The sequence below is a fragment of the Defluviitoga sp. genome (genome assembly GCF_035349255.1).
Taxonomy (GTDB): Bacteria; Thermotogota; Thermotogae; order Petrotogales; family Petrotogaceae; genus Defluviitoga.
Map to the genome: position 1 here is coordinate 1 of NZ_DAOPSE010000004.1, position 20722 is coordinate 20722.

The 20722-nt window shown below is 32.2% G+C and carries 18 protein-coding genes and 1 pseudogene; 10 read left to right on the forward strand and 9 right to left on the reverse strand.

Annotation, left to right across the window (positions count from 1 at the left end; genetic code table 11):
- From PKN74_RS01920 to PKN74_RS01960, 9 genes are all read right to left on the reverse strand, one after another.
- On the reverse strand, positions 1-601 hold a 601-nt coding region (locus tag PKN74_RS01920), incomplete at its 3' end, for an SIR2 family NAD-dependent protein deacylase (RefSeq protein WP_472308050.1).
- A gap of 35 nt (positions 602-636) precedes the next feature.
- The gene (locus PKN74_RS01925) at positions 637-2466 is read right to left on the reverse strand and encodes a P-loop NTPase family protein (protein WP_472308052.1); all 1830 of its coding nucleotides are present in this window, start codon (positions 2464-2466) and stop codon (positions 637-639) included.
- A 39-nt stretch (positions 2467-2505) separates the two neighbouring features.
- Entirely contained in the window at positions 2506-3123 is a 618-nt protein-coding gene (gene yihA / locus PKN74_RS01930) for a ribosome biogenesis GTP-binding protein YihA/YsxC (RefSeq protein WP_472308054.1), read from the reverse strand.
- A gap of 249 nt (positions 3124-3372) precedes the next feature.
- Positions 3373-4014: a thiamine diphosphokinase gene (locus PKN74_RS01935; RefSeq protein ID WP_472308214.1), complete on the reverse strand. Its 642-nt coding sequence runs from the start codon at positions 4012-4014 to the stop codon at positions 3373-3375.
- An 86-nt stretch (positions 4015-4100) separates the two neighbouring features.
- Positions 4101-5573, reverse strand: a complete 1473-nt coding sequence (locus PKN74_RS01940; RefSeq protein WP_472308056.1) for an NAD(P)H-hydrate dehydratase — start codon at positions 5571-5573, stop codon at positions 4101-4103.
- Positions 5574-5670: 97 nt separating this feature from the next.
- Positions 5671-6930, reverse strand: coding sequence for an adenylosuccinate synthase (locus tag PKN74_RS01945; protein WP_472308058.1), 1260 nt, complete (start codon positions 6928-6930; stop codon positions 5671-5673).
- Positions 6931-7006: 76 nt separating this feature from the next.
- Entirely contained in the window at positions 7007-7474 is a 468-nt protein-coding gene (locus PKN74_RS01950; RefSeq protein WP_472308060.1) for a 23S rRNA (pseudouridine(1915)-N(3))-methyltransferase RlmH, read from the reverse strand.
- Positions 7475-7478: 4 nt separating this feature from the next.
- On the reverse strand, positions 7479-8387 hold the full coding sequence (locus PKN74_RS01955; protein WP_472308062.1) for a hypothetical protein: 909 nt from the start codon (positions 8385-8387) through the stop codon (positions 7479-7481).
- 5 nt (positions 8388-8392) lie between these two features.
- On the reverse strand, positions 8393-9496 hold the full coding sequence (locus PKN74_RS01960) for an FtsW/RodA/SpoVE family cell cycle protein (protein WP_472308064.1): 1104 nt from the start codon (positions 9494-9496) through the stop codon (positions 8393-8395).
- Positions 9497-9942: 446 nt separating this feature from the next.
- On the opposite strand from PKN74_RS01960, the gene PKN74_RS01965 reads away from it, so the two are divergent.
- From PKN74_RS01965 to PKN74_RS02010, 10 genes and pseudogenes are all read left to right on the forward strand, one after another.
- Positions 9943-10680, forward strand: a complete 738-nt coding sequence (locus tag PKN74_RS01965) for a biotin--[acetyl-CoA-carboxylase] ligase (protein WP_472308066.1) — start codon at positions 9943-9945, stop codon at positions 10678-10680.
- A 27-nt stretch (positions 10681-10707) separates the two neighbouring features.
- Positions 10708-11220 (forward strand): hypoxanthine phosphoribosyltransferase, encoded by a 513-nt coding sequence (gene hpt, locus PKN74_RS01970; protein WP_472308068.1) that lies wholly within the window; start codon positions 10708-10710, stop codon positions 11218-11220.
- Positions 11221-11232: 12 nt separating this feature from the next.
- Positions 11233-12060, forward strand: a complete 828-nt coding sequence (locus tag PKN74_RS01975; protein WP_472308070.1) for a purine-nucleoside phosphorylase — start codon at positions 11233-11235, stop codon at positions 12058-12060.
- Between the two features lie 56 nt (positions 12061-12116).
- Positions 12117-13127 carry a lytic transglycosylase domain-containing protein gene (locus PKN74_RS01980; protein ID WP_472308072.1) on the forward strand — a complete coding sequence of 337 codons (1011 nt, stop codon included), beginning with the start codon at positions 12117-12119 and terminating at the stop codon, positions 13125-13127.
- An 11-nt stretch (positions 13128-13138) separates the two neighbouring features.
- Positions 13139-14689, forward strand: coding sequence for a flagellar basal-body MS-ring/collar protein FliF (gene fliF, locus PKN74_RS01985; protein WP_472308074.1), 1551 nt, complete (start codon positions 13139-13141; stop codon positions 14687-14689).
- Between the two features lie 36 nt (positions 14690-14725).
- The gene (gene fliG / locus PKN74_RS01990) at positions 14726-15739 is read left to right on the forward strand and encodes a flagellar motor switch protein FliG (RefSeq protein ID WP_472308076.1); all 1014 of its coding nucleotides are present in this window, start codon (positions 14726-14728) and stop codon (positions 15737-15739) included.
- The gene (locus PKN74_RS01995) at positions 15732-16430 is read left to right on the forward strand and encodes an HrpE/YscL family type III secretion apparatus protein (protein ID WP_472308078.1); all 699 of its coding nucleotides are present in this window, start codon (positions 15732-15734) and stop codon (positions 16428-16430) included. Before fliG ends, PKN74_RS01995 begins: the two co-directional genes overlap by 8 nt.
- Entirely contained in the window at positions 16417-17763 is a 1347-nt protein-coding gene (gene fliI, locus PKN74_RS02000) for a flagellar protein export ATPase FliI (protein ID WP_472308080.1), read from the forward strand. Before PKN74_RS01995 ends, fliI begins: the two co-directional genes overlap by 14 nt.
- Positions 17764-17819: 56 nt before the next feature.
- The gene (locus PKN74_RS02005; protein ID WP_472308082.1) at positions 17820-19184 is read left to right on the forward strand and encodes a carbohydrate ABC transporter permease; all 1365 of its coding nucleotides are present in this window, start codon (positions 17820-17822) and stop codon (positions 19182-19184) included.
- A gap of 14 nt (positions 19185-19198) precedes the next feature.
- Positions 19199-20722: pseudogene (locus PKN74_RS02010) on the forward strand (hypothetical protein); the annotation flags it as partial.

The following is a 20722-nucleotide window of genomic DNA, read 5'->3' on the forward strand; positions in this document are numbered from 1 at the left end:
CAGCTGGCATAACAGTTAATGATGAGCCAAGGACAAGTACTAAGTCTGAACGTGACATTATTTTTTCTGAAACACCTAGGTATTTTACGGGTTCTCCAAAAAAGACGATATCAGGTTTTATAGTTCCACCACATATATCGCATTTTGGTATAGTTTCTCCATGCATTTTTTGAATAAGTTCTTGCTGTGAATAGTATTCCCCACATTTTATGCAATAGTTATCCCAACAACCTCCGTGTATTTCATACACTTTTTTTGAGCCGGCTTTTTGGTGTAAAGAATCAATATTTTGAGTTATAATTCCCTCGATTTTTCCTTCTTCTTCCAATTTTACTAAAAATTTATGTGTGAAAGTTGGCTCTGCTTGTTCAATCATGTCTAAAAAAGTTCTGTGAAATTTGTAGAATAATGAAGAGTCTTCATAGAAGTAGCTTATATCAAATATGCTCTCAGGATCTTCAATATTAGCTTTTGTATATATACCATTGGGCCCACGGAAGTCAGGTATGCCAGCATTAGTAGACATACCTGCTCCGCTTAAAACTGCGATCTTTTTTGATATGTAAATAAATTTCGCACATTTTTTTGCTAAATCAGACATTTGTTTTTTATTCACCTCTATATTTACTTGTATATTTACTTGCTTTTTGTTAAATGCGGTGTTATTTCTTGCTCGACGTTATTCTCTTTGTTAGCTTTTAAATAGTTTAGAAGAGTTTTTGCTGCAATCATGGGTCCTTCTTCTTCGAAACCATTTATTCCTAATTGTGTTCGTAACGTTCCAACTTTTACACCACTTTTCATCATTGCTTCCATGTATTTTCTAGCAATTTTTTCGTGCTTTTCTCTTCTTTGTACAGCACCAAAAGGATTGGCAAAGTAACTATGAGTTAACCCTTTTTCTGACGTTGTTCCTTTTGCCATTCTTGCTCCGTGTGAAAAAACTTCCAATGCTTGTTCTATGTCATCAAAAAATTCTATTACTTCATGTTTTTCGTCCAAGGATTCATAATTGTTTGCATAAAAGAAAAAATCTATTTTAGTTGGTTTTATAATTTCATCGTAATTAGAATATGGAACAATTACTCTTGCATTTGTTTCGTTTGGATTCATAAAAATACTTCTATCCATTGTTGAGTAGGCATAGCTAGGTTGTAAATCGTCGAGTCTTACGAATGCCCCTGTTTCAGTTCCGTAAGCAACAACTGTTCCATCTTCTAAAATGTCAAGTGAACCCATATCATCAATAATAATGGTAACTCTTGAAACTTGCTCTTTGATTCGGGTTAGTGCTTCAAGCGTTTCTGATTTTCCTGCACCGCTATCACCTACTAGCATTATATTATATGAGGTCTTATCTTTTAACTTTACTTCAGCCAAGGCGCCATGTATGGGCAATCTACCTTCATCAATTACAAGCAAGTTATGGATTGTCAGTATCATTTTCTTCATGTAACCAAAGTAATCAATAGAAGGATCATTACCAACAAGAGCTACATATGTCCCATCATCTTCTCTATATATTATTCCATTGAAATCTTTTTCATTTTCAAAGAAACTTTTATCTATACCAAAAATATAAATGCCATCAGGTTTTTCGAATTTTAAAGTTCCAAAGTTCGCAAATTCAAATAAATTAGCTAATCCTGCAGCTAGTGCAAAATATTCTTTGTAAACAACAACATATATGAGTTTGGTGTGTACATAAATAGGAAATACTAACCAATCATCCGGATTTTCAATATTAACTTTATGTAATATAGGCTTATCGACAACCTTAAAGAGTCCGCTTCTTTTGTTTGAACGTGTGTAAAAAATTACAGGAGGTTCTAATATAACACTCCAAACAAAATACATTTCGTACAGAAAATCTGCATTTTTAATCTTTGCTTGTGGTTCAAAATCTATCTGGTCAAGCGTAAAATTTGCTTGGGCTCCACTAGGGAGTTGTCTTAATATTTTTGTTCTTTTGTCTGAAACATTTATAAGTATTTGCCTGTATGTTTCTAGTACCAAACTTTTTAAGTCATAATTATTTTTTATAAGGGTAATTTGTTTATGAATCCTGGTTTTTGGATCGTCGCTAAAGGGATCTTTTTTTGTCATGAATCGATGTTTAGCCCGCCAAAGGTTAAAGGTATTCTCAATGAACATTGTTAACATATGACGATAAGGTACTAATTTTGGAAAACTAAAGTATGTAGATGCGTCTAAACTTTCTAAAGTATTGGCTGAAAGAGCTAAAAGTAACTGTACAATTTGTTCTATATCGTACTTTTCAGATATCGAGGTTTTTTCTGGATTTTTTAAGAACAGTTGAAAAAAGGTTTGAAAACTGTTATGTGACTGTTCTGCATCATCAATTATCTCAATTATCAATTCTCTTAAATATTTCGAATTTAATATTTGCGAAATATTTGAGTATGAAACTTCACCCGGAATAATTTTGGTTCTTTCAAAAAGCATAATTATACGCCTCCGCTTTGAAAATATATATCAATCAATTTAGATCTCAGCGATATTATTTGAAACATTTAAACTTTCGCCTAAAATTTTTGAGAATAAGTCTAACACTTCTTTTACTCCCTCTTTTGTTTTTGAAGAAAAGGGTATATAGATGTAGTCACCATATACAGACAAACTAGTTTTTATTTGTTGCTGCATCTTTTTTCTTTCAGATGCTTTTAATTTGTCGACTTTTGTTAAGATAATTATAAAAGGTATACCTAAATCTCTAAGCCATTCAATCATTACGTAGTCTAATTCTTGAGGTAAATGCCTGTGGTCTAAGAGTAAAAATACCATATCTAAATTGTATTTGTTGTTAAAATATTCCTCAAGTAGTATTCCCCATCTTTCTTTTTCCTGCTTTGAGACTTTAGCAAAACCATACCCTGGAAGGTCTACAAAGTAATATTTGCCATTTACTAAATAATAGTTTATAGAACGGGTTTTGCCGGGTGTTGAACTTACTTTTGCTGTTTTTATTCCTAGAACTGTGTTTAAAAAGCTAGACTTTCCAACGTTCGACCTTCCTGCAAAGGCAACTTCTTTTTTATCTGATGGGGGAAGGTCTTTTACATCATAGACTGTTTTTATTAACTTTGCACTGGTAATCTTCATTATTTTCCTCCTAATGTTACTGTTGATACTTTTTTGGGGTAGAGACGCCCATCTAGGTCGTCTCTACCGAACGAACGGAGCCCACGTTAGAGATTATAGGGACACACATTGAAAATTAGTTTTGAGAAAAAAACAACTATTTCATTTTCCCTATTATACTATATTTTTATTTTTAAGTCTAATTGCTCAGAAATCCTTATTGATGATGTTTCAAAGCAAAGTGTGAACTTTTCAATAATTTTTCAACTTTCACCACTGAGTATTAATCCATCTAAAATATGCAACTTTACCTTTTTTTACAGAAATTGTCACTTTATTTTCCGTGGCTTGATTGCTTATTCCTAAAGATTTAAAATGATCTAAGTTTTCATTATTTAAAGGATATTTAAAGCCTTTTAGAGTTAAACCTTCAACTGGTTCTCCTATTCTAATTATAGACCATGTCTCACCAGGTATTGCCTCCTCAACCGCATAATCATCGACGACCCCAACTTTTATATTGGCTTCTAGAATGACTGGGTTTAGTTCTATGTATTGAGCCAAAAGATAAACGGTAGCAATTTCTTGATCTATTCTGTTTCCAAAAACACATGAAATAACTACATCCCTTTCTTTTTTTTCTTTTATAAACATTAATGCCAGTTCTGTGTCAATTTCATCTTTTTCTCTCGGATAGGTAATAATCGTGGTTCTATTCTCACTAGCCCATTTTATGTCTTCAGGATTTGCTGAGTCTAAATCACCTATTAAATATTGAGACGGTATGTTTAACTCTCTATATATTTGGACTCCAGAATCACACGCTATTGTTATTGAAGCCTTAAGAATTTGATTTTTGTAGAAATCTAAAGGACTTCTTTTTTCGGCTCCTGATATTATGTAGACTATTATTCTCGCCTCCTGTTATCAGTTGTCTTTTAAAAAACGCCCACTTTGGGCGTTTTAGTTTTTATCTTATATTCATAAAAATAATTGATCTATCGGTTTTTAATTTCAGAAAATGTCTTGTACAAATTGTTTGCTATTAGAATTGGAGTTACATAATAACTGGTATGCTCAATGGATAAGTCTCTAGCAGTTTTATATACAATATATGTTCCAAGGATAGCAGCATCTAAAGGATTTAATCCTTGTGCCATAAAGGATGCTATTACTCCAGATAATAGATCTCCAGAACCACCTTTAGCCAAACTTGTGTTACCTTCGACGTTGAAATAAGTTTTTTCTCCATTGGTAATAATAGTGGTGGAGGATTTGAAAACAACGTTTGTATTTATTCTTTTTGCTAATTCTTCTAAAGACAATATATCATTTTTAAGATTTTTATATATTTTTTGTAATTCTCCGACATGTGGTGTTATTATACAGTTTTTGTTTAATTTAGATTTTTCTCTTAATATCTGTATTGCCTCTGCATCTAGTAAAATAAGTTTTGAATCCATATAATTTTCAACAATTTTTATGACAAAATCGAGAGCTTTTTCTGTCATTCCTGGTCCCAACAATATAACATTAGCTTTTTCGATATCAGATCTTACAGTTGAAATATCTTTCTCTTCAAAATAATCTTTATTTAGTGATCTATAGATTATAGAAGGTTCTAGAGAAAGAATTTCAGAGGAATCTCCAGGTGTAATTAATCTCACTAATCCAGCACCGCTTCTCTGAGCACCTATTGCACAGAGAATGGGTGCTCCTGGATATTTAGAACTCCCTGCAAGTATTAAAACTGTTCCAAATGTGTATTTGTGGGAATCTTCAGGTCGTCTAGGAAGCAACTTTTTTACCATTTTTTCTTCAATGAGGTCTCTGTTTAAACTTTCCATAAACAAATTGTCGAAGGAAAGAGGAGCAATTTTTATCTGTCCACAATATTCTTTCCCTGGATGAAGGAGATGACCAAATTTTAGGGCACCAAAAGTTACTGTTTGATCGGCTTTTACGGCTACTCCCTTTATTTCTCCTGAATCTGAATCAATTCCTGAAGGAATATCAATAGAAATAATTTTTGCACTTGAATTGTTGATTTTTTCTATTACTTCTTTCATTTCTCCTTCAATTGTTCCCTTTAAACCTAAACCTATCAATCCATCGATTATTAAATCATAATACAAGTAGTCAACATGCTCTTCGCCATATTTATATATTTTTATTTCATATTTTTCGGCAATTTCCAACTGTTTTTTGAAACCTTTGCTACCTTCTGAAGGATCTCCTATAATTAAAATTTCAACGTTGTATCCTCTATTTTTTAAAATTCGTGCTGCTGCTATTCCATCTCCTCCATTGTTTCCCTTTCCTACTATGGAGAGTATGGAAAAAGGGTAAAAGGTTTCTGCAACGTCTGCAACTGCAAAAGCTGCTTGTTCCATGAGCGTTTCTTCAGATATTCCTTTCATTATTGTCGCCTCATCGAGACGCTTGGCTTCTGAAGAAGTAATTACTTTCATTTTTATCCCTCACATTTAGAAATTATTCTAACATAACTAACATTCTTAAAATCTAATTTTAGAAAGGGCTGCTGACTAAGATTAGCTTCAACTTAAATCATTTGTTTATATTTAAAATTAAATTATTTTTGGTGCACATTTCTTCAGTTTTTGGACCATACGATATATAGTCAATATCTATCGCAGTTTGTTCTTCAATAAACGAAATAAACTTTAGAAAGTTTATGTCCTTGGTATCGTGCCAACCCTCAAGTTCTTCATAGATAGGTTCAGCGACAAAGAAATCATAAGAAGATGACGGTGTCTCTTTAATTTCTCCTTTTATTGAATATTTGGTACAAACTTTAATTTTTCCAAGACAGTTAAGCACATCAGCTTTTGTTATTACTAAACCTGTTAAACCAGATCTAATTTTGGCGTATCTTAAAGCAGGTAAATCCAACCATCCTATTCTTCGAGGCCTTCCTGTGGTAGCACCATATTCACCACCTTTTTTTCTTATGTTTTCAGCCTCATCACCAAAAATCTCTGTCGGGAATGGACCTTCACCTACACGAGTTGTGTATGCTTTTAGTACGCCGTAGACATTGTCAAGCTCAAAAGTTGAAAATCCAACAGTAGATACTCCATGGGCCATGCAAGGAGAGGAGGTGACAAAAGGATAAGTTCCAAAATCTAAATCCAGCAAAACACCTTGGGCCCCTTCAAATAATACAGAGGTGTTTCTAAAAACTCTTCCCATTTCTATTGCGCTTGCGTAATTAATATTTAGTTTTTCTAGCTTACTTTTTGCATTGATTAAATAATCAAAAACTTCTTCTTTTGTAGTTTTTAAATTATCTCCGTAATAATTATGTTTTAGGTAATATATATCTTCTAACCTTTCTTTTAATAAATTTTCATCGAATAAATAGTAAAGCTTTATTCCTTCCCTTGAGACTTTATCTGTATATGCAGGACCTATACCTCTTTTAGTAGTTCCTATAGGGTTTTTTCTCATTGATTCAATGATTTCATCTTCTTCTTTATGCCAAGGAAGAACAAGGAACACTTCTGGATCTATATAAAATCGGGATGAAATACCTGGGAAGTCAGATTCTAAGATGTTTAGTTCGTCTGCTAATTTTTCCAAATCTAAAACCATTCCTGCACCCAAAAAACCTTTTGCGTCAGAATTTGGTTTTATTGATGGTAACAAATGATTAACGTATTTTTTGCCTTTATAATATATCGTATGTCCTGCGTTTGCTCCTCCAGAAAAGCGGACTATCCATTCAAAATTATCAGAGAAGTAATTAACGACTTTTCCCTTCCCTTCATCTCCCCATTGAGCTCCAACAATAGCCATTTTTTCCATGCTTATTAGCACACATCCATTTACGATTTAAGTGTGCATGCCTCCTTTCATCTTCATTTGTTATCAACATGAACAATTAATAATGATACCGTTCATTGTTCAAGATTTTATTGGCTCTAAAAAGTTGTTCTAACAGGATCAATGTAGCAATTTCGTGTGTAAAGGTTAGTTTTGAAAGCGAAAATGTTTTGTCCGAATATTCAAAAATTTTCTCAGAATGACCCAAAGGTCCTCCTATAAAAAAACTTATATGTTTTTTCCCGCAAGTGCTTTTTATATTATCATAAAACTGAGCTAGTTCTACTGATGTTAAGTTATCCCCATTTTCGTCCAATACTATGTTATATGAATCGGTTAAATATTTTTGAATTTTTTCAAAATCTTTATCCTTGTAGTTTTTTGGCGGCATTATATTTAAATCACCAGAAAGTGGAATCTGTATTAATTCCACTTTTTCATATTTCTCAATCCATTTTAAGTATTGATTTACCCCATTTATTATAAACTTGGTTTTTAGAGGGCCAATTACTATGATTCTTGTCATGATACTAATTTTTTGAATTTTTGAATTTGCCTAGTTGACTGTTCATTAAGAGTTTTTCTTCTATAGTAAATAATTCTCCATCTAGATTTCCAACTAGTGTTTTAAAGGAATTTAAAAAGACTTTTCCGGTAACAGGAGTTGGAAGTGAAACTCTTTCTATCTCACATCCAAAATGGTGAATGACTTTTTGAACTTGGCTGTATAACAAATAAAGAGAAATTTCTCCTTCTTTTGCGTTGATACTAATTGAAAATTTTCCATTCTGTTTTCTTACCAAAAAAACGTTTACAGGGGCGTATAATGATAATTCTTGTTGTATTTGTTCGGCTAACCACCTATCAGTTGTGTTAACATGAAAATCGAGAGTTATTAAAAAGTCTCTCACACCGATTATTGTTGCTCCCGCAGTAGGATGAGGTTTTGAAGGGCCATAATCAGGTTTCCACTCAGGTAGTTTCATCTTTTTTTCTAAAAATTCAAAACCGCCTTTTCTTATATTGTTTATATTTTGTCTCTCTTTATTATGGGCAGATTTTTCATAAAGATAAATAGGTAAATCAAAGTCACTAGAAACTTTTTGAGCCAGTTTTTCTACTAACTGGTTAGCTTCTTCAAAAGTCACTCCTATAAGAGGAACGATAGGAACAACGTCTACAGCACCAATTCTAGGATGGTGGCCTGAATGCTCGGTTAGATCAATTTTTTCGATGCAAATTTTTATTGTTTCATACAAAAATTTATCAATTTCAGATAAATCTCCAACTATGCTTATAAAACTTCTATTAAAGTATTCATCGCTTTTACAAGAGATAAACCATACTTTTTCGTAATTATCTGCGAGGTTCTTGATTTGTCTGATTAACTCACTGTTTTTCCCTTCACTAATGTTGGGTAATGTTTCTATAAGTTTCAATTTACTCACCTCGTTATTTGCTTTTCAAACATCAATCCCTTTGCCGCTAAACCTAAGATTAACGAAAAAGTTAAAACAGACGTTCCTCCGTAGGAAACCAATGGCAAAGGAATTCCCGTAACAGGTAGCAGTCCTAAGTTCATTCCAATATTTTGAAAAACGTGGAAGAAGATGAGAAACGCTGATCCTACATAAAAATATTTCCAGAAAAGATCGTCGTTGTTTTTGTATCCAACGTAAAGTCTCCAAATTATTATTGCATACAGTAAAATTAACAAAGATATACCTATAAACCCAAACTCTTCCCCTATAACTGAAAGTATGAAATCTGTTTGGCTTTCAGGGACTAAGCCGCTTAAATTCATATATCCATTCATGTAACCTCTGCCAAACCATCCACCTGATCCAATCGCTTTCATTGCCTGTTCAGTATTGTAAAAATAAGTTAATGCATATTGTTCAGGAAATAAAAAACCAAGAATTCTACCTTTTTGATATTCCTTCATGTTAAGAAAAATTATAGGAGCACCTACCAGAGCTAAACCTAACGAATATTGCCATAATTTTTCGAATTTTCCTGACACGAAAACTAAAACAAACCATGTCATAAGTACTATGATAGCAGTGCTAAAATCTGGCTCTTTATACAAAAGAACAGCGGAGATTAATGTAATAAACGTTGCAAAATAAAAGATCTTTAGATTTTTTTCTGATAGAATGTAACTAAAATAAACAATTAGAGCTATTTTGAAAATTTCAGATGGTTGAAATCCAATGGGTCCTATCCTAATCCATCTTCTAGAACCACTTACTGGAGGCATCAAAAGAACCAATATTAGTAAAAGAAAGGTTAAATAAAATAAAAAAGGAGAGATCATTTTGATAAATCTATCAGGAATGAACATTGCAACAAAGAAGCCACATATTCCAATTATTATCCACATTAATTGTTGCTTTTCTATTCCTTCTAATGAACTATTCAAAACAGCACTTTTAACCGAGAAGTATCCAATGATAAGTAAACATATATAACAGATGGTTATATAAAATTCGAAACTCTTCATTCTCTCTTTTTTCTCTTCAAACAAAGCTATCTTAAAAGCTCCCATGAAATTATGCGTAACCTCCAATTTTAATTATATTTCAGACGTTTATTTGCACTAGTTATACACGGTTATTGTTCTGAATCTAATAAAAAACGCGGATATTATTAAAATTTTAGTCCCTAGTCAAATCAAAAGTATTATAAAAGTATTATTAATAACTCCAATCTTATCGCTTTTAATTTTTTCTAAAACACTGTTAAACATAGATCATGAATAACACACAATAACCCAATTTTTGAATCACAACCAAACAATATTATTATATCATAATAACTACACAATTTAGAATTTTAACTAGGTGTGGTAAAATAGAGTTGTGCTGCTTTCTGAATTGTTGTTACTTCTTCATTTAAAGATAGTTTAAATGATAATTAAATTAATTTTTGTTTCTAAGATTTTTTATTATGATCAAATCTAGATCAGTATCATATTTCGGAGGTTTTATAAAAATGATAGGAGATAACCTTATTTCTTTGGATAAAGTTACTTCCACCAATAAATTTTTAAAAGAAAATTGGCACAAGCTTCCTTCCGAAACAGTCGTTTGGGCACTTGAACAAACAGAAGCATATGGTAGAAAGAAAGATAAATGGTATGCCCCTTTTGGAGGATTATGGTTTTCTGTTTTATTTAAGCCACGGAAAAGACCTTTGATCCCTTTTTATTACGTTAGAATGTATTCATTGGCTGTACTTGATTTGTTAAAAAAAAGGTACAAGCTTGATGCAATCATTAAATGGCCAAATGATATATTAGTAGAGGAGAAAAAGATCTGTGGTATTTTGGGAGAAAGCATTTATAATGGAAATAACCCGGCTTGTGTGATTGTTGGGGTTGGAATGAATGTTAACAACGATCTTCCTGAAGAAATTGCTTCAACCTCTGTTTCTTTGAAACAACTAATTGGAAAAGAAGCACCTTTAAACAAGATTCTTAGTGAAATAAATCATATAGCTTACCATTCTTACTATTTAAAGTACTTTAAGCCCAAAACCATTTCTAATTTAACTAAAATTTGGTTAAAAAATTTAAATATAAAAAAAGGAGACAAAGTAAAATTAAAAACTTTATCTGGTAGAATTGTGATTGGAGAGTTAGTAGATATTAAATCCGATTGTCTAGAAATTTTAGATGCTAGTGGAGAGATAAAAGTATTTAATTCTGGCGAAATTAGTGTTATAATTTAATAAATATAGCATTAGAGGAGGTCAGTAATGGCAATTAAAGTACTAATTGAAGAAGAAGAGATCAAGCAAAAGGTTAAAGAAATCGGAAGAGATATAACAAATTATTACAAAGGCAAAACAGATGAAATTATTGCCTTATGTGTTTTAAAAGGATCTGTAAATTATTTTAGTGATTTGGTTAGAAATATTAATTTAAATGTAATTTATAATTTTATACAAGTTTCTAGTTATGCGGGTGAGATTACTACCGGTGTAGTAAAAGTAAAGAGCTGGTTGGATGAACCTTTAGAAAATAAACATGTATTAATCGTTGAAGATATAATCGATACAGGCAATACTTTGAAATATATAATAAAGTATCTTCAAAGACAGAATCCACTTTCAATTGAGGTTACTTCTATTGTCATAAAAAAAGCACATGAACATGGAATAGATGTAAAATTCCCGGGATTCTTTATAGAAGATATATTTGTCGTTGGTTATGGTTTAGATTATAATGAAAAGTATAGAAATCTTCCATATATAGGCTATATTACCTAAGGAGGTAAAAATATGAACATAAAGGAATACGTAGCAAAGGTGCGCGAGGCAGCTCAGTACATAAAAGATAAGATAGACAAAAAACCGAAAATTGCTATCATCCTAGGATCAGGTTTAGGTAAAATTGCAGACAATTTAAAAAATGCAATTTCTATCCCATATTCTGAAATACCAAATTTTCCTGTGTCTACAGCTCCAGGACATAAAGGTGAGCTCTTAATTGGAGATTTACAAAATAAAACCGTTATGTTGATGAATGGAAGGTTTCATTATTATGAAGGTTACACCATGAAAGAGGTTACTTTCCCTATTAGAGTAATGCAAGAGTTAGCTATTGAATATTTGATAATAACTAATGCTGCAGGAACTCTTAATCCAGATTTTCAGGTAGGAATACCGTGTATCATAACTGATCAGATTAATTTCTTTGGTGATAATCCTTTAATAGGTCCAAACTATGATGATTGGGGCCCAAGATTTCCAGATATGACAGAAGTATACACCAAGTCTTTGGTAAATGAAGCTTTCAAAGCCGCAAAGAAATTGAATATTCCAATTTATTCTGGTGTCTATTTGGGATTGAGCGGACCAACTTTTGAAACTCCAGCTGAGATGAGAATGATGAGAAATTTTGGGGCCGATTTAGTAGGAATGTCCACTGTTCCTGAAGCTATAGTCGCTAGACATGCAGGAATTAAATTGTTGGGGATTTCAGCAATCACTGATAAAGCTGTACCAGACCAATTGCAAGAAGTTACTGCCGAGGAAGTTTTAAGGGTTGCAGAACAAACTGGTGAGAAAATTGCTGATATAATTATGGAAGTAATAAAATCACTGTAAACCCTATCGTTCAAAAAGTTCAACCCAATTTAATTACCTATTAGAGGGTGTTCGTTGTGAAAAAGACGATATCAACTGTTTTATTCTTTATGATTGTAGTACATATCTTTTCTTTTTATGATATGTATGATTATTTTTTCATGAAACCGACAACTTATTTTGAATATAACGTAAACCATTTGGGTGAGATGGGGATTGAAATATATTCGATTCGTAAGTATCCTCTAATGGATTCAAATAAACTGCTCGAGTCCGTTTGGTCACAACCTAGATCGTTAATTGGAGGGCAGATGGCGGTAGAATCAGGGTATTATACTCATGCTATTTCTTCATCTCATGCTATGGGACTACTGCAAATGAAAAACATTACAGCAACTGACGTCTATGTTTATAATCTGTTTGATCCATATGACAATCTGAAAGGTGCTCTTGAATATCATGGATATCTAAGAAGATTGTTTAATGACGAAAAATTGCAAATTATAGCCTATCATGATGGTCCAACTGCTGTAATGGGTGGGGTAATTTCACCAGGTGGGGAAGCATATTATCAAAAAGTTAAGAATGCCCAGCAGAACTATAAAAATACTAAAATATATTCTCCTTATTTTTTAAAGGGAGGCATATACTTTGACAAAAATCATACTTTAACAACAGATTTTGCCGGAGGGTTAGCATATCGCAAACTCGAGTTATATGGAGGTGTATCTTTAGATTTAGACATTAATAAATTAACCGCTTCAGACTGGGATTTTTTGGATTTTGGATTTGATTATTCTTTGCTTTATGCGCCAAGGACCTATTTTGCTTTCGGTTTTTCTGGGAATCCAGTGCCAAACGATATAATATTTAGAATTGGTTTTCCATGGCAAAATTTTATTGTAACAGTGTTCGAAGATCCACAGATAATATACAAACATCAATTGACTAAAAATTTCACCACAAAAATTGCTTTAAGTAACGATAAACTTTTACTTTCAGGATATTATACTATTTCAAATTTGGATCTGTTTGTAGGCTATGAGATTTTTAATAAAAGTGTAAACATTGGATTTAGAGTAAGATAGAAGGAGAGAGCATGGAACAATTTTTTCTCAAAATTAAAGAGTGGTGGAATAAACAACAAAAAGAGAGAAAAACTTTGTATATTGTATCAGTTGTAGCTATTATTGTTTTAATAATAGTTTTTTCCTTGCTAGCCACTAGGAAAAAGTATGCTTTCTTAATTGGTGGGTTAGATCAAGCAAGTGCAGGAAATATTATACAAATACTAGAAGAAATGGGAATCTACTATAAAGTGGATAATTTTGGGAATATCTATGTGGCAAATCAGAATGTGGCAGAACTAAGAATGAAACTAGCTTCACAAGGTATTATAGGTTTTAATGTTCAGGGATATGAGCTTCTGCAGAAACAAGGTTTAGGTGCAACAAGTTACGACAAGCAAGTTAATTACCAAATAGCTCTCGAAGGAGAACTCAGTAAAAGTATATCTTCACTCCAAGGCATTAAAGCAGCTCGTGTACATTTAGTTATCCCTCCTAGAACTTATTACCAAGTTGGAGATAGTCCAGAACCATCTGCCTCTATTCTCTTGATTTTAAATCCAGGTGTAACTATTTCTCCTGATCAGGTTAAAGCTATTATTAACTTAGTCTCTGGATCTGTTCAAGGGTTAAAACCTCAGAATGTAAAAGTTGTTGATAATTATTCTCGTGACCTAAGTTCGCAAGTAATGATTGGAGAAGGTATTGAAAGTGCTAACTCTAAATTTAAACTAAAAACAGAGGTGGAGAATTACTATTCTAAAAAGCTAGAAAGTAGTTTACAATCTGTTTTTGGCCTTGGAAATGTAGTTGTAGTTTCTGAAATAGATCTAAATTGGGAAAAAATTGAACAACAAGAAAGAAAGGTACAACCCGTTGTAGAAGAGGAAGGTATAATTTTAAGCCAACAAACACGTACAGAACAAAGTGGTAATAGGTCTACTTTAGGTGGAATTCCAGGAGTTGATTCGAACATTCCACCGTATACCTACCAAACCCCTCAAGATTCTGGTGAGTATTACAGTAAAACTGATATTATTACAAATTACGATGTGAATGAAATATATAGAAAAACTGTAGAAGATAAACAAGGACAAATTGCTAACAAAAGTTTCACTGTTTTTATCGATTTTTCAAGTATAGGAGTAGAAAATCCAGAAAATTTAAAAGCTCAAATTTTGAAAAGTGTCTCAACAGCCTCAGGTACCCCGGAATCGAATATTTCCGTCGTAGATGTGCCATTTAATAGGGAAAGTGAAATTCTAAGAGCGCAGTTAGAAAGTGAACTTTTACAAAAGAGAAAGAGAATAGCAAACATTACTATAATGATTATCTCTTTAATAGTTTTAATTGTCTTAGTAATTGTTATTAACAGAGTTATGAAATCTAGAAAAGCAGCCCGATTAGTTGAAGAGAGAAAAAAACAGCTTGAAATGCAGGCTGAGGAAGCAATGAGGGAAGCTGGAAAAATACCTCAAGAATTGACTCCTGAACAAAAGATAATGAAAGAAATTGAAGAACTCGCTGATAGTAAGCCTGAAGAGGTTGCGGAGATTATTAAAATGTGGTTAAGGAGTCAGTAAGATAATAGGGGAGAAAAATTAAGAAGGAGATTTACTATGGCAGATAAAGGTAAAGGTTTAGATGGAGTGAAAAAAGCTGCTATAATGTTAGTTCTTTTAGGTCCCGAAAAGGCAAGTAAAGTTCTTAAAAAACTTGACGATGCCGAAGTGGAAGAATTGACTTTGGAAATTGCTAATTTGGACAAAATTGATGAAGAAGTTCAAAAAGCTATTTTGAATGAATTTTATGAATATGCAAAAGCAAAAGATTATCTCAGTACCGGAGGCGTTGAATACGCCAAAAAACTTTTGGAAACGACTTTTGGTCCTGAAAGAGCTATAGACATAATAGATAGACTTGTTTCAAATTTGCAAGTCAAACCTTTTGATTTTCTCCGAAAAGTAGATGTTGCACAATTAGTGAATGTTTTGCAGAATGAACACCCTCAAACAGTTGCTTTGATACTTTGTTATCTTCCTCCACAGGTTGCAGCGAAAGTGATCTCTGAACTTCCAGAATATTTGCAAGTTGACGTAATAAAAAGGATATCCACTATGGATTCTTCAAATCCAGATGTTGTCAAAGAAATCGAAAATAAATTAAAGGATAGGCTCTCTGCTTTTACCGTTCAATCGTTTTCGCAAGTTGGTGGAATTGATATATCAGCTGAAATAATGAATAATATTGATAGAGCCATGAGTAACAAAATTTTTGAAAAATTGTCAGAAAGAGACCCGAGACTGTCTGATGAGATAAGAAGAAGGATGTTTGTCTTTGAGGACATCACTAAGTTAGATGATAGATCTATTCAAAGAGTCTTGCGAGAGGTTGACAGCAAAGATTTGACACTTGCACTGAAAGGTGCCTCTGATGAAGTTAAAGAAATTATTTTTAAGAATATGTCTAAGAGAGCCGCTCAGATAATTCAAGAAGAACTGGATTATATGGGACCTGTAAGGGTTAGAGACGTTGACGAAGCCCAGCAACGAATTGTTAATATAATAAGAAAGCTTGAAGAAAGCGGCGAAATCATCATAAGAGGTGGGGCAGGTGAAGAGTTAATTGAATAAAAGAATTATTAATAATAAATACGTTGTGTTGGATAAGACTTTTGAAATAGATATTAAAGATTCAAGAGAAGAAGAAATTAATAACTTAAAAAACCGGGAAGAGTTGTTGAAGTCTGAAATTTTGAAAAAAGCTAAAAAAGAAGCACAGGAAATTGTTGCTTCAGCTAGAAAGGAAGCAGAAAAGATTGTAGAGGAAGCAAAGCAACAAGCCAATAAAATAAAACAAGAACAAATGGAGCTTTTTAACAAAAAACAAAAGAACCTTGAAGAACACTTAATAAAAATAAATGAAGAAATAAAAAAGGTCGCTAATGAGTACAAAATATATGTAGGGGAGTTATCGAATCAAGCACGTGCCTTTAGTGAGGAAGTTATAAAAATGGTCGTTGGTAAGTATTTTGAGGAAAATATATCTTTTCCTGAATGGGTTGAAGTTGCTTTTGAAGATTTACAAAAAAAGCTGTATTTGTTTAAAGATGCTACATTAAAAGTAAGTCCAAGCTTTAACAAAGAATTCCTTCAAATAATCGTTAAAACTTTTGGTAACAACTTTCAAATCATTGAAGATTCTTCATTGATCGATAATCAAATTTTTTTAGATACCAATCAAGGTGTGCTTGATCTTAGTCCTCAAACATTTGTTAAAGATATATTAAATATGTTGGAAGGGTCTTTAAATGAAGAAAGTTAATTTTGAAAGATCGTTGAAAAGTTTTGAAAAAAGGCTTGAAAATCGCCCTTTATTTCCACAATTAGGAAAAGTAAGTAGAATTATCGGCGTAACAATAGAGTCAACGGGACCTAATTCCGCTTTAGGGGATTTGTGTAAAATTAAATTAAAAGATGAAACAACTGTTTTAGCAGAAACAGTAGGATTTTCTGATAACAAAGTTTTGTTAATGCCTCTGGAAGATGTTGAAGGTTTGTATGTAGGTGCACCTGTTGAAAAGGTGGAGGATAAAATTACCATTAAAGTAGGATCGGATCTCTTAGGACATGTATTAGATGGCATCGGTAGACCTATAGACGGAAACAAAATCAAATATTATGAAAATAGAAGCATATATTCTTCTGCTCCCAATCCTTTACAAAGGAAAAGGATTAAGGAACCTTTATCTGTAGGTGTTAGGGCAATCGATGGTTTTTTGACTTTAGGAAAAGGGCAGCGAATTGGAATAATGGCAGGAAGTGGGGTAGGTAAAAGTACTCTTCTTGGAATGATTGCAAGAAATACTACGGCTGATGTAAACGTTATTGGTTTAATTGGAGAACGTGGAAGAGAAGTTAGAGAGTTTATTGAAAAAGACTTGGGAGAAGAAGGTTTAAAAAGATCTGTTGTGGTGGTATCAACTTCTGACTCCCCCGCTTTATTAAGGGTAAAAGCGTTATATACTGCGACTACAATAGCAGAGTATTTTAGAGATTTGGGTTATGATGTTTTATTGATGGTTGATTCAATTACTAGATGGGCTATGGCACAACGAGAAATAGGCCTTTCTATTGGAGAACCCCCCACCACACGAGGATACACTCCAAGTGTGTTTGCAAATATGCCTAAAATTTTAGAAAGGGCCGGTAATTCCAAAGAGGGAAGTATGACTGCGATTTATACTGTTTTAGTTGAAGCCGATGATATGAATGATCCTATTGGTGATTCAGTAAGAAGCATTGTTGATGGGCATATAGTACTTTCTAGAAAACTTGCAGATTCTTCTCATTATCCACCTATAGATATATTGGCAAGTGTTAGCAGACTTATGACTGACGTTGCTAATGATGATCATCTACAAGCTTCAAAATTTATTAAAGATATATATGCTAGTTACATAGACGCGAAAGATTTAATTGAGGTTGGAGCTTATAAAAGAGGTTCAAATAAGAAAGTCGATGTTGCTCTAGATGAAATAGATAATATAAACAGCTTTTTAAGGCAAGGTATTTATGAGAAGACAGAATTTGAGCAAACTATCAAAACATTAATAGAAATCCAAAACAGATGTAAAAAGATAATTAATAAGGATTAATCAACGTATTATAAACATTTACTTATTTTTTGAAGTCTATAAATTGGAGGAATAATATGTTTATAAATGCAGAAGTTACAATCTTATTATACGTTGGGTTAATTATAATAGCGTTGTTGATAATTCAGTTGATATGTAAGAGATTATTAAAACCTGTAAAATACAGAAAATTAAAAGAGAGCTTTTCCGCTTATTTGTATTTGTTACCTTCTTTTGTTGTGTTAGGACTATTTGTTTTTTGGCCTATCGTTTATTCTTTTTATTTAAGTTTCTTTAAGTGGGATTTCCAAACTCAAGATAATCCTATATTTATTGGTTTTAACAACTACATAAAACTGTTTAAATTAGATAAACCTATTTCTATTTCATTTAATACCGCTTTTTTTAATACATTGCTTTTGGTTATGAGTTCCATCTTTCTTATGCACCTTATCTTCGATTTTAAGAATATTGAAAAGCGTTATCAAAAAATATTGGTTGTGCTTATGAGCTGTTTGGGATTAATCAGCTTGTTTTTAACAAATTCTGCAAATTATTTAAATGTCGCTATTTCATTAATTCAAGTCATAACTTACACTGTCTTGGCTGCTTCACATTTTTTAACTCAGAAGTCAAATAAAGTATTCTTAAAGATACTGCTCTTCATCGGTTTTTATGCCTTTTTTTACTGGTTTGGTGTAGCTGAAATCATCAGTTTCTTAGCTCTGGCAAAACAACAATCTTTATTTATTAAAGCTATATGGAATACGACATATTATGTTTTGCTATCTACACCTATTACTATATTTTTAGCTTTAATCATTGCACTTTTGTTAAATCAAGAAATACATGGTAAAGCAATTTTCCGGACTATTTACTTTATTCCATTTGTTACAAGTGTTGTCGCAATATCACTTGTTTGGCAGTGGCTTTTCAATGATAATGGATTAATAAATTATATCTTAACTCAAATGGGATTTTCTAAAATCAGTTGGTTGAAAGATCAAGCTTACACTATTCCAACCGTCGCAATGATTTCTATTTGGAAGATGGTTGGTTATTATTCTATAATTTTCCTTGCTGGATTACAAAACATAGATAAGAGTTATTACGAGGCTGCTAAAGTCGATGGAGCCTCTCCTTTTCAGAAGTTTAGATATATTACACTACCATTACTTTCTCCAACCACATTTTTTATAATTATTGTAGCCATGATCGGTGCTTTTAAGGTTTTTGATGAAATCTTCATACTTTATGTTGGAATGCCAGGCCCATATAATAATAGCGGTATGACTTTAGTTTATTATATTTATGACAAATTTTACCATCAACAAAGAATGGGTGAAGCAAGTGCTGCTGCTTATGTATTGTTTGGTATTACCTTAGTTTTCACCTTTCTACAGATGAAAGCTAGCAAAAAAAAGGTTTATTACGATTCCTGAAGGAGGTTACCTTCTTGAACTACAGTAATTTTTTAAAAACTATGTGGAAATTAGTCGTCTATATTCTTTTAGCCGCAGGAGCTATTTTGATGTTATTGCCTTTTGCTTGGATGATTGTAACATCTTTAAAAGCTCCAAGTGAAATCAATGAATGGCCACCTACTTGGACTACAAAAAATTTTAAAAAAGAATGGTCATTAAAGCTAGAAATTGCACCTTCTTCATACAATATTAGACGAGGATTAAGTTTAGAGGAATTTAGAACTTTAGCAATAGATGAAAAATACAATCCTTATAAGTTGATTTACAATATAGAAGGTGACTACGTTAGAAGAGGACAGGTTGAAATACTGCTCAGAGATATTAATTATTCAGAAAGTACCGATGTCGATTCTTTGATGTCTAGTATTTATGAATATTTAGAAAATATAGAAATAAGAGATGATTTAAAAAGTATGTTTCTGCAAGATACATATACTCTCGAGAATTTTGAAAATATCTACTACACTTTATTTTCTAAATCAAATGGATATTATCGTCAAACGTTAACTGTAAGAAGAGTTCAACAAACTCTTACTAAAATAGAAGATTTCATTAATTTAACTTTAGAGAGAAGCATAAATCTTCTTCCATACTTTAGAGTTTCTCCGGAAATGGATCCCTCAGAAGTTGAAAAAATAGAAAATAGCAAACAAGAATTTATAGATTATCTTACAAACATTAAGCAAGAAATTCAGTCAATGAATATACAGCTCGGGTTATATAAACCTGAATTACGTGTTGTAACGCTTCACGAAGTTGAAGAAATTGTAGAAATACTCGTCAATTTTTTATCGAAGATAGAAACTTTTGAAGATGAAATATTACAGAACACAAACACTCTTATACAACGTAATATATATAATCCAGTTATTATGGAAGTTAACACCTTAATATTCTACATTTTTTTTCAAAATCAGTATAACCAAATTCAAAACGAATTTCTCGATCAGGCTTATATTACTTTTCGAGTGCCTACAAAACAAGAAAAATATGAAAATCTCTTAAAAGATATACAAGGTAGCGATTTTCCTGAGTATTTTAAAGTAATAGTAAAGGATATAGCAACTCAGAAGAATATTAATTCTTTGAATAAGGAAGTAGTGTCGTATTTCGAAAAGACGTTCATAACAGACGTTGAAAACTCTTTAGCCCGCGATTCTTTCGAAATACAAACATGGGTCAATATATTAAGAACTTTAGCTAACAAGGGTGCCTCGTTAGAAAACGCGAAGAGTGTGCTTTCAACAAGTGATTACAATTTTTTAATGCAAAATATTGGAGGCAAGGAAGAGGAGTTCCAAACTGTTTTGAAAAAAAGGATCGAATATGATAAAATACTAAGAGAATTTGATGTATTTTACATTGATTCCACATCAAAAGCCAAGATTGATCAGGCGCCTTTCTTTGTAGACAAAATATTATTTAAAAACAATTCTAGAATAGAGATTTACACAAACAATATCCCATCTATTTGGTTAATAGACGAAGAACCTTAT

What these genes read in the sequence shown, in the direction of transcription:
- fliG (WP_472308076.1), top strand. Translation starts at nt 14,726, where the DNA reads ATGGCAGATAAAGGTAAAGGTTTAGATGGAGTGAAAAAAGCTGCTATA.
- PKN74_RS01925 (WP_472308052.1), bottom strand. Translation starts at nt 2,466, where the DNA reads ATGCTTTTTGAAAGAACCAAAATTATTCCGGGTGAAGTTTCATACTCA.
- yihA (WP_472308054.1), bottom strand. Translation starts at nt 3,123, where the DNA reads ATGAAGATTACCAGTGCAAAGTTAATAAAAACAGTCTATGATGTAAAA.
- PKN74_RS01965 (WP_472308066.1), top strand. Translation starts at nt 9,943, where the DNA reads ATGATAGGAGATAACCTTATTTCTTTGGATAAAGTTACTTCCACCAAT.
- PKN74_RS02005 (WP_472308082.1), top strand. Translation starts at nt 17,820, where the DNA reads ATGTTTATAAATGCAGAAGTTACAATCTTATTATACGTTGGGTTAATT.
- PKN74_RS01940 (WP_472308056.1), bottom strand. Translation starts at nt 5,573, where the DNA reads ATGAAAGTAATTACTTCTTCAGAAGCCAAGCGTCTCGATGAGGCGACA.
- PKN74_RS01960 (WP_472308064.1), bottom strand. Translation starts at nt 9,496, where the DNA reads ATGGGAGCTTTTAAGATAGCTTTGTTTGAAGAGAAAAAAGAGAGAATG.
- fliI (WP_472308080.1), top strand. Translation starts at nt 16,417, where the DNA reads ATGAAGAAAGTTAATTTTGAAAGATCGTTGAAAAGTTTTGAAAAAAGG.
- PKN74_RS01945 (WP_472308058.1), bottom strand. Translation starts at nt 6,930, where the DNA reads ATGGAAAAAATGGCTATTGTTGGAGCTCAATGGGGAGATGAAGGGAAG.
- hpt (WP_472308068.1), top strand. Translation starts at nt 10,708, where the DNA reads ATGGCAATTAAAGTACTAATTGAAGAAGAAGAGATCAAGCAAAAGGTT.
- PKN74_RS01975 (WP_472308070.1), top strand. Translation starts at nt 11,233, where the DNA reads ATGAACATAAAGGAATACGTAGCAAAGGTGCGCGAGGCAGCTCAGTAC.
- PKN74_RS01950 (WP_472308060.1), bottom strand. Translation starts at nt 7,474, where the DNA reads ATGACAAGAATCATAGTAATTGGCCCTCTAAAAACCAAGTTTATAATA.
- fliF (WP_472308074.1), top strand. Translation starts at nt 13,139, where the DNA reads ATGGAACAATTTTTTCTCAAAATTAAAGAGTGGTGGAATAAACAACAA.